Raw genomic sequence first — 6,394 nt, 5'->3', positions numbered from 1 at the left:
AAGAACGGCCCAATTATTCGATGAATTCGATTAAATAGGTCAACTATTCTCACGAATCCATCGAATAATTCGACTCGTTCTACTGAAATTTATGCTCGAAAGCATAAGTCCGACAGGCTCCTAGCGTTTCTCCATGTTTGGCTTCACTTTTGTAGATAACAGCCAAGTCCGCATTGATCAGCCCTTTTTTCTCCGATTCTATATCTTTGAGTCCGGGTTGTTTCAGGTAACGGGTCCGGGCTTCGTTCAGTATGCCCACCAAAGAATCATTTCCCATGTGTCCTGCTGCATTGACGTGGCAATACAGCACCTCCACTTCAGTACTGAATGCAAACTGTTCGGGAATTTCAATGTCGACTCTGGCCATATTCTTTTTTCTCTTGTGTCAGCCCTGGGCAATAAAGGATTATCGAAAGGCAGAATAGCAAAAAAGCCAGAGAATCAGTATTTCCATATAACCCGCTCCCAATGAAACCGGGAACGTTGAATGCTCAATGACTGACTACCCAGGCCATTTTTTGCTGGCTTGGGCCTGACTCAGTAATTGAATAATTGATAGATATTGATCGATGCTGATCCAATGACGATAATACCACCCTCTGACCAGTTGACGGATTTGCTTAACATTACGCTTTCTTCCAAACATTTCTCTCACAAAGGAACGAAACATCTGTTCATTATGATGCGTCTTGTCTTGTGTCATCTCCCAGAAATATTGCTCATTCACGTTCCAGTCTTTTATTGCCAGAGATAAATCGGCCTCAATGCCTTCCGGCGTTCTTTGCAGCAATCGCTGCCTCTCATGCTCTCTTTTATCCAGACTCACCCGTACCTGCTCCTCCCTCTGTTCTCTCCGAGGGTTTGACGCCCTGACCCGTTCAGCATAAGAAGGGTTAGACCCAGATGTTGGTGTTGGTGTTGGTGTTGGTGTTGGTGTTGGTGTTGGTGTTGGTGTTGGTGTTGGTGTTGGTGTTGGTGTTGGTGTTGGTGTTGGTGTTGGTGTTGGTGTTGGTGTTGGTGTTGGTGTTGGTAAAGTCTGTTTCGTCCTTTCAGGCTGATTGCTACCAGGTGTCGCCATAGGGACAAACGGTTTCACTGTTCTGGGGTTGATAGTTCTTGTCACGCCCTCCCTGTCTACCCAAGTGAGCATCTGGGAGGAGCTTCTTGAAGATGAAGCTGATACTGATGAAGGAGCAGGTGCAATGAGTGTGGGAAGGCTCTGGCGATCATGAACCCGGTTTTCTCCTCTGCCTCGACCTCCGCCATGTCTTATCCGGACTGCTCCAAATGGTCGACTATTCATCATCAATTGATCAATAGTAGGCGTACCGCTTCCTACTCTGACGGACTTAAATCGAGGACCAGAACCATCAAAGGCAAACTTCAGCTGTTCCTCTAATTCGTCCTTTAAATCGTCAGAAACTTTCAGCAGAGTATCGCTTTCAGAAATAAACAACTCATAGGCTGCTCTTTCTGGATCTGAAATGATAATCAGATGCGGCGCTGAATCGATTACAAGAACATTGTCATATTCTTCCAAAAGACTAAGAAGTTCATGCCCCTCCTGACTGTACCTATGGATGCCTGTGCGAATAGCAATGGTCCGCGCCGTTGGGCTTATGATCGTTAAGATCAGGTAACCCTCTGAGTCGATTTTCATCAGAATCAAGAACTGATGCCTGAGCTCCTCACTGTAATGCACTCTTACCTCATCAGGGGGTTGTCTGGATTCAGCTGGCCCCGACCTTTGATTGGCTGTATAGCTAGCATCAGAGAGCGTCAGCCATTCATTCTCAGGTATAGGCTCTGATGGTTGGCCAATGAAGAAAACACCAAACCTCTCATTATCTGCAGTGAATGACGCAACACTGTATTTTTCAGCCAGCAGCAGCTGTTCAGTGCCCTGACCCGAATGACTGAGGCTCATTACCTCAACCCCTGTATTGTTCAACTGATCGGGTAAAACAGAAGCCTGCTCAGAAATGAATCGGACATAGGAAGACCCCTGTTCACTGACAAAAAGCGGTCTTTTCATAACGTTCATAGCTCGAGTCATTGAACCTTCAGACACCGTATCTTGCAAAAACTTCAAAGGCCCGTATTTGAGCTCAATTTGAATGAGAACCAATGACAAGGTAGCCAGAGATGAGGTGCCTGCTACTTCTTTTATCTGAGAAGCTTCAGCGGTAGATGAATAAAAAGCATTTTGTAACAGAGCACTCGTTAATAGAATTAAAAAACACTTCCTGATAACTGGCACAATAAACCACCTTTTCGTTTTGCATTCTGGACTCGGTTTTCCAGATCCCCCTCCGTACTTTTTTGACGTATTCCATTCTTGATCAATCAATATAGTGAACAGCCTTACTTTGTAAAAGTGTGATATGGATGCACATATGAAACAGTGGAAGTGATAGACCGTTTTTTAGCACCATCGGGGGTTAATTGATTTTCAAGGAAAGGCATCCGCTGGATATAATGGTCGAATGACTTTCCAGCTACGCCCCTATCAAAAAGAAGCGGTATCCAGTGTGATACAGCATTTTCGCAAAAGCGACGATCCGGCTCTTGTGGTGCTTCCCACAGGCTCAGGAAAAAGCCTGGTGATCAGTGAACTGGGCAGGATTGCCCGTGGCCGGGTATTGGTCCTGGCTCACGTTAAGGAACTGGTTGAGCAGAACCATGCCAAATACGAAAGCTATGATCTGAAAGCCTCTATTTTCAGTGCAGGGTTGGGCAGGAAAGAAGCCTCTGAGCAAGTGGTCTTCGGCAGTGTTCAATCCGTTGTAAGAAACCTGGATCGGTTTGATGGCGACAACTTCACCCTGCTGGTGATTGATGAGTGTCACCGGGTTTCTCTGGAGAAAACTTCCAGTTATCACAAGGTGATTGAACACCTTCAAAGGCTCAATCCAAAACTGAAAATATTGGGTTTAACCGCAACTCCTTACCGCCTTGGAATGGGCTGGCTCTATCAGTACTATCTTCCCAGAGACCTGCCCGGTGATAAAAAGGGCACCCAGAGAACAGAGGAAAAGCGCTTTTTCAAAAGCTGCCTCTATGAACTTCCATTGTCGTACATGATAAAAAATGAATATCTGACACCTGCAACTTTGATCGATGCCCCTGTTGTTTTTTACGATTTTAGTCTCTTATCCAAAGACAATTTTGGTCGCTATAGTGAAGTAGACTTGAATAAGCTCCTCAAGGGCAAAGGACGAGCGACCCAACAGATCATTACCCAGGTCTTGAAAGAGTCTGAAGGCAGGAAAGGTATCATGATCTTTGCTTCTACCGTGGATCATGCCCGTGAAATCATGGGCTACCTGCCGGAATCCGAATCAGCATTGATTATTGGCGACACGGCGACACAGGAACGGGATGTACTGATTCAGGCTTTCAAGGCTCAGAAAATCAAATACCTGGTTAACGTTTCAGTACTGACCACCGGCTTTGATGTCCCCCATGTTGATTTGATTGCCATCCTGAGACCGACAGAGTCTGTCAGCCTCTATCAGCAGATAGTTGGTCGGGGGCTTCGCCTGGCTGAAAACAAGAAAGATTGTCTGGTCATGGACTTTGCCGGCAATCGCTATGATTTGTTTAGTCCTGAGATAGGCAGCCCAAAGCCAGACTCCAAATCCGTTCCTGTAACAGTACCCTGCCCTGCCTGCGGCCATAACAACAGTTTCTGGGGTATCGTAGACAGTAATGGCGACCTGGTTGAGCACTATGGTCGCCGCTGTCAGGGAATTGAAGAATTTGAAGGGGAAGTTGTTCAGTGCGACTTCCGCTATCGCTTCAAGGAATGTGAAGAGTGTGGTGCCGAGAATGATATTGCCGCTCGTAAGTGCCATCAATGCAACAAAGCGCTGGTCGATCCGGACAAGAAGTTGCGTGATGCCCTCAATCTAAAAGATTGCATGGTTCTGCGCTGCTCAGGCATGACCCTGGAAGCGGACTCCAAAAGCAAAACCACCAGAATCAAGATCACCTATTATGATGAAGATGGCGCGGCAGTAAGCGAGTTCTTCCGGCTGGATACCCCGGCTCAACAAGGTGCTTTCTATCATCATTTTGGTAAACACGCGCTGATCAATCGGGCCGAGCCTTTCAGGGCCAGTTCTGTGGATGCCGTGATCAACCAGCGAAAAAAATTTCGCAAACCCGACTTCGTGATTGCTCAAAAAGAGAAACATTACTGGTCAGTGATCGATAAACTCTTCGACTATGAAGGTAATTACCGAAAGGCTTATAAGGCAGAATAAGTCTGTTGTTGCTCGATTATTTCCTTCATGATCAAGCTTCAGTTTTTTGGTAGTAGATCAAGTGTGTAAATGCAGTTTCAGCAGACCTTATGAGGAAGCCCCATATGGTGCATCCACTCTTTGGCTCACTACCCAACCAGGGAGTAATCACTTTGAATCAGCTCAAAAAAATAGTTGCGGCTTCTACCCTTTCGGTTTCAGCCATAGGGCTTTCAGTGCAGGCCAGGGCTGATGACTACACCATTGATCCCAAAGGGATCCATTCCTTTATAAACTTTAAAGTCAATCTACTTGGCTATAACTGGTTGCATGGCAACTTTACAAACTTTGGCGGTGACTTCACTTTTGATGGAGACGATCCGTCAAAGTCCAGGATGGATGTGATTATCAAAACGGCTTCTATCGACAGTCACCATACTGAACTGGACAAACATCTGCGCAGCGGTGAGTTTCTGGATGTCAGCACTTTTCCTGAAGCCCATTTTGTCAGTACTCACATTGAGTCCACTGATGGAAACAATGCCAGGATTTATGGCGACTTCACTCTGAAGGGCATTACCAAAGAAATCATCATTGATGCCGTCAAGGAGAGTGAAGACAAAGATCCATCAGGTCACTATCGAACTGAGTTTAGTGGTACTACTACCCTTTCCCTGAAAGACTTCAAAGTGGTAAATCTGGGCCCGGTATCTCCGACTATAGATCTTACTCTCGAGGTTGAAGGCATCCGTCAGTAATTCATTCTGTGTTCCTATAGCATGTGGCTATTGGTGTCCTCTGAAATAAACTCTTCGATTTTGAAGGTAATTACCGAAGGGCTTATACGCCAGAATAAGTCTTGTGCCGTTCGATTGATTCCTTCATGATGAAATTTCAATTTGTCATCAACATAAAGAAATAAGAGGAGGCCCTACATTATGTGTGAATTGAATTTTGCACACTTCTTTGGGTCCAGAAGCTGCTCAAGCTTTACCGGTATCGTGCTGCGATAACTTTGCTTGAGCGGAATTAAGAACTGAAAAAGCACTAGAGTATATTCCCTCTGGCTTACCAGGTTATCGTCAGCAAAGTATGACGACGGCATTTTTATGCCTGTAAATCTTGAGTAAGCAATGAGCACTTTACTATCTGCACAATCTGTCTCCTATGACAATAATTCTGGCCCTTTGCTGGAAGAGCTTTCGTTCACCCTGAAAAAAGGTGATCGAATCGGCCTGATTGGCCACAATGGCTGCGGGAAAAGTACCCTGTTAAAACTTCTGACAGGACACCTTTCAGCCCGTTCTGGCTCAATAGCCCTGTCAAAGCAATGCATTATGGCTGCTATTGAACAGCATCTTCCGGATTCGGTAAGCCAGCTCACTCTGATTGATGCCATCAAGGCACAGCTGCCAGACGCTACCCGTGAGGATGATGCCTGGAAAGCTGAGCTTCAGCTCTCAGAAGTAGGCTTTTCAGAACAGGACTGGTTATTGAAAGCCGCCACTCTCAGTGGTGGAGAGCATACTCGTTTAATGCTCGCACGAGCTCTGATTCTCGAGCCCGACCTGCTGGTTCTGGATGAACCCAGTAACCACCTGGATTTGCCCACCCTGCTTTGGCTGGAACATTTTCTGAAACAATGGCAGGGCAGCTTTGTCCTTGTCTCTCACGATCAGAGATTACTGGACCAGGTGACCAACAATACCTGGATTCTCCGGGCAGGCCAGATACATTGCTTCCGGCTAGCCTGTTCTCAGGCTCGGCAAGCACTGGAAGATCAGGATGAAACTGACCGGTTGAGACGCCAGTCAGAACAGAAAGAAATCGACCGTGTCGAAAGCAGCGCCAAGAGGTTGGCGCTCTGGGGCAAGGTATACGACAACGAAGACCTTTCTCGCAAAGCCAAAAGCATGGAGAAAAGGATTGACCGATTGAAAGATCAGCAAACCGATCAGCCTGCTATCTCGCCCTGGCAGCTAAAACTCAAGGGTGAAGCTCTGAGAGCTGATCGGTTGTTAGCTTTAACTCGATTCTGCAGTTTTTAGCGTTTGACGAAGGAAGATTCTTGTGGACTGCGGAACCAGTCTACTACTGTGACTCCTGTACCAAGCCTGGCGAGGTACAATCAACATCACAGCAGCAGG

At 46.4% G+C, this 6,394-nt stretch carries 5 protein-coding genes; 3 read left to right on the top strand and 2 right to left on the bottom strand.

Features of this window, described 5'->3' with window-relative positions:
* Window positions 1-79: 79 nt before the first annotated feature.
* Window positions 80-367, bottom strand: a complete 288-nt coding sequence (locus ACR2PX_RS21195; protein ID WP_434001350.1) for an acyl-CoA thioesterase — start codon at window positions 365-367, stop codon at window positions 80-82.
* A 135-nt stretch (window positions 368-502) separates the two neighbouring features.
* Window positions 503-2,260, bottom strand: coding sequence for a hypothetical protein (locus tag ACR2PX_RS21190; RefSeq protein WP_434001349.1), 1,758 nt, complete (start codon window positions 2,258-2,260; stop codon window positions 503-505).
* A gap of 226 nt (window positions 2,261-2,486) precedes the next feature.
* Between ACR2PX_RS21190 and ACR2PX_RS21185 the strand changes: the two genes are divergently transcribed.
* The 3 genes from ACR2PX_RS21185 to ACR2PX_RS21175 all read left to right on the top strand — a co-directional run bounded on the left by ACR2PX_RS21185 (window position 2,487) and on the right by ACR2PX_RS21175 (window position 6,295).
* Window positions 2,487-4,268 carry a DEAD/DEAH box helicase family protein gene (locus tag ACR2PX_RS21185; protein ID WP_434001348.1) on the top strand — a complete coding sequence of 594 codons (1,782 nt, stop codon included), beginning with the start codon at window positions 2,487-2,489 and terminating at the stop codon, window positions 4,266-4,268.
* A gap of 89 nt (window positions 4,269-4,357) precedes the next feature.
* Window positions 4,358-5,005, top strand: coding sequence for a YceI family protein (locus tag ACR2PX_RS21180; RefSeq protein ID WP_434001347.1), 648 nt, complete (start codon window positions 4,358-4,360; stop codon window positions 5,003-5,005).
* A gap of 375 nt (window positions 5,006-5,380) precedes the next feature.
* The gene (locus ACR2PX_RS21175; protein WP_434001346.1) at window positions 5,381-6,295 is read left to right on the top strand and encodes an ATP-binding cassette domain-containing protein; all 915 of its coding nucleotides are present in this window, start codon (window positions 5,381-5,383) and stop codon (window positions 6,293-6,295) included.
* Window positions 6,296-6,394 lie beyond the last annotated feature (99 nt).

The sequence above is a fragment of the Endozoicomonas sp. genome (assembly GCF_051008435.1).
Taxonomy (GTDB): Bacteria; Pseudomonadota; Gammaproteobacteria; order Pseudomonadales; family Endozoicomonadaceae; genus Endozoicomonas_A.
This window is presented reverse-complemented; position numbering and strand designations above follow the sequence as displayed.